General features: G+C 53.9%; 3 protein-coding genes and 1 pseudogene. 2 read left to right on the top strand and 2 right to left on the bottom strand.

Annotated elements, in window-relative coordinates:
* Positions 1 to 805 (top strand): IS66 family transposase (locus EOC06_RS35240; RefSeq protein ID WP_245470348.1); only part of this gene is annotated, 805 nt, incomplete at its 5' end.
* On the opposite strand, the gene EOC06_RS35235 is transcribed toward EOC06_RS35240, so the two are convergent.
* The gene (locus tag EOC06_RS35235) at positions 786 to 1019 is read right to left on the bottom strand and encodes a DUF6429 family protein (RefSeq protein WP_095488795.1); all 234 of its coding nucleotides are present in this window, start codon (positions 1017 to 1019) and stop codon (positions 786 to 788) included. The genes EOC06_RS35240 and EOC06_RS35235 overlap by 20 nt on opposite strands.
* A gap of 61 nt (positions 1020 to 1080) precedes the next feature.
* Between EOC06_RS35235 and EOC06_RS35230 the strand changes: the two are divergent.
* Positions 1081 to 1287: pseudogene (locus EOC06_RS35230) on the top strand (DDE-type integrase/transposase/recombinase); the annotation flags it as partial.
* Positions 1288 to 2072: 785 nt separating this feature from the next.
* Here the strand turns inward: EOC06_RS35230 and EOC06_RS35225 are convergent.
* A partial coding sequence (locus EOC06_RS35225; RefSeq protein ID WP_128309973.1) for a RolB family protein occupies positions 2073 to 2635 on the bottom strand: 563 nt, incomplete at its 5' end.

The following is a 2635-nucleotide window of genomic DNA, read 5'->3' as shown; positions in this document are numbered from 1 at the left end:
CATCTGGACCTATGTCAGGGATGACCGGTCGTTCGGCGGAACATCGCCGCCGGGAGCACTCTACTATGCCTCGCGCGATCGGCGGCAGGAACATCCCGAGCGTCATTTGCGGAGCTTCACCTGCATTCTGCAGGCCGATGCCTATGGCGGTTACAATCCGCTGTTCAAGATGGACCGTGACCCCGGCCCGCTGACCCAGGCGCTGTGCTGGGCGCATGCGCGCCGCAAGTTCTTCGTGCTTGCCGACATCGCCACGAATGCCAAGCGTGGAAAGAACGCCGCGCCGATCTCGCCGATCGCGCTTGAGGCGGTCAAACGCATCGACGCCTTGTTCGATATCGAGCGCGAGATCAACGGGCTTTCCGCAGGCGAACGTCTGGAACGCCGGCAGGAAAGCCGTCTTCTCGCCACCGAACTTGAGGCCTGGATGCGGGCAGAGCGGGCAAGACTGTCGCGCAGCTCTCCGGTCGCCGAGCCAATCGACTATATACTGAAGCGCTGGGAAGGGTTCACGACCTTCCTCGGCGATGGCCGGATTTGCCTGACCAACAACGCGGCCGAACGCGCGCTGCGTGGTTTTGCTCTCGGCAGAAAAGCTTGGTTGTTCGCGGGCTCCGATCGCGGTGCCGATCGGGCTGCCTTCATGGCGACGCTGATCAACACCGCCAAGCTCAACGACGTCGATCCGCAGGCTTGGCTTGCCGACGTCCTCTCCCGCATCGCCGACACGCCGATCACACGGCTCGAGGGCCTGCTGCCATGGAACTGGCGGCCCGCTCGGGCGCTCATGGCGTCGGCCGCGTAAACAGCGCGCGAAACAGTTCCTTCGAGCGCCGAAGACCCTCGTCCGTCAATACCAAGGATTTTGCCTTGTTAACCGGGTCGGCAATCAATCCCTTCCGGTGAAGTCGATCCGTCACGTCCCAGTCAAAGCACTTCCAGGCGCACCGTTCATTGTGCAGGGTCAGCCAAAGCAGTGCCAGGACCGCATCATCGATCTTGTCGGTATCGATCTCCATCGCTGCAGCTTAACACAGACAGCACCGCCGCACCCAGACCGGATGGATACCAAAAGCCGGAAGCCGGTATCTCAATAATCGGATCGAACAGGATCACAGGCGTATCAAGCGCCGCATTCGATCCATGCTCGGCTTCAAGTCGCAGGCGAGCACCGTGGTTATCCTCTCCGGCATCGAGATGATCCATATGATGCGCAAGCGACAGGCGCGGTATGCCTACAATCCCAGTCCATCGATCGCCGAGCAGTTCGACATCCTCGCCGCCTGACGGACAGGCCGAAATGGCCGTTCACTATCCCATTTCCAAGTTTGCGACAGAGCCTGTATCGACGTGTCATATGAAGCGGTCCGGCGGGCAAAGCAGAAGTTCTGACCGAGAGCCAGAAACCAAATTAGTCAATCACGAAAGCCCTGGGGCTATTCGTTGCGCTCACGTTCAAGAAGAGCCGGTTGCTGCTGCTCCACCCGACAACCCGACACCCCGTGGACCGTTAACCGCAGAAATTTCTGACAGGCTCCACCCGAATCGCGGACCTCATCGAGGCGGCGGCGGCAGGATATATCCTGATGTAAATGTTCCAAAATTAAAATTTTGGGACATTTACATCTAGGATTAAATGATAGTTTTTAATGATCTCGGTGCTAAGAATAAGAAACGACTTTCCGAAAATTTGTTAGAGTGTAGAGTCAGATTATCCAATTGCCAATATCCTGGCGCATTTGATTGCTCTAGATATGGCATATCAATGGCGATCATTGCGATCAACGAGTTATAGTCATAGGCTTTATAGCGCATAACGCTGCGATCCATTTATACATCAAATTGGTTAATTGAGCGTAAAGAACATCATAATTAGTAATAATCCTGGCCTTTTATTTGAATAAAGTGCAGCACAACAACATGCATTTCCTCGATTGCAAAGCAGAACGAAGAAATGGAAACGAAAATAACAATACAACAAATACAACGAAATCAAAGACAATTAAGGAGGAAATGGTATTTCTACGATGATCCAGGAATAACATTAGCGTATAGTGGCGAGGGTTGCGCCACTAATCCCAACCAGATGCGCTCGGCCAGTCAGTGGCGGGCGTAGAGGAGGGCCAAATCATCTGTCCGTGGGCGACGATGTCGAAGTGCCCCCTTGTTATACAGCGGGTCCATACACCGTTTCCTTCGGAAGTGAACTGGCTAGTGGGAAAGATGGCGAGGAAAGACTTGATATGTTCACGCTCGACTGTACTGCACCATCGGTCGTGGTACTTACTAGCTATAGATTTAGAAGTGATGACCTCATTGTATGGCCAGAGGTCCATCGCCAGCACCACCCCAGGAAAATATTTAGTTGGGACTGCTTCTAAGTTCCTGTGTTCAACACAGGATTCTACCACATCTGTGGGCAAAAAGACATACAAGAGGGGGGGGTTTGGAGCACAAACAGGGACGCGTTCAAGTTCGATAGGTTCACAATAGCCAAAGAGTGGAGTTTCTGTCATGCAGGGCCCCGTTTCCAATGCAGTAAAATTTTTTGGAGGAAGTCCCTTAGCTTGTTCATAAGCCCGCGCCTCAGCCACCCAATTGACCTGAGCCTTCATGACCCGCTTGAGGTAAGCAC

Source organism: Mesorhizobium sp. M7A.F.Ca.MR.362.00.0.0, from assembly GCF_004023175.1.
GTDB lineage: Bacteria > Pseudomonadota > Alphaproteobacteria > Rhizobiales > Rhizobiaceae > Mesorhizobium.
Note: the sequence above shows the minus strand (reverse complement) of the source record. Positions and strands in the feature narration are given on the sequence as shown.

Excerpts from the sequence above, each read along its gene's own strand:
- EOC06_RS35235 (WP_095488795.1), bottom strand. The coding sequence starts at position 1,019 with ATGGAGATCGATACCGACAAGATCGATGATGCGGTCCTGGCACTGCTT.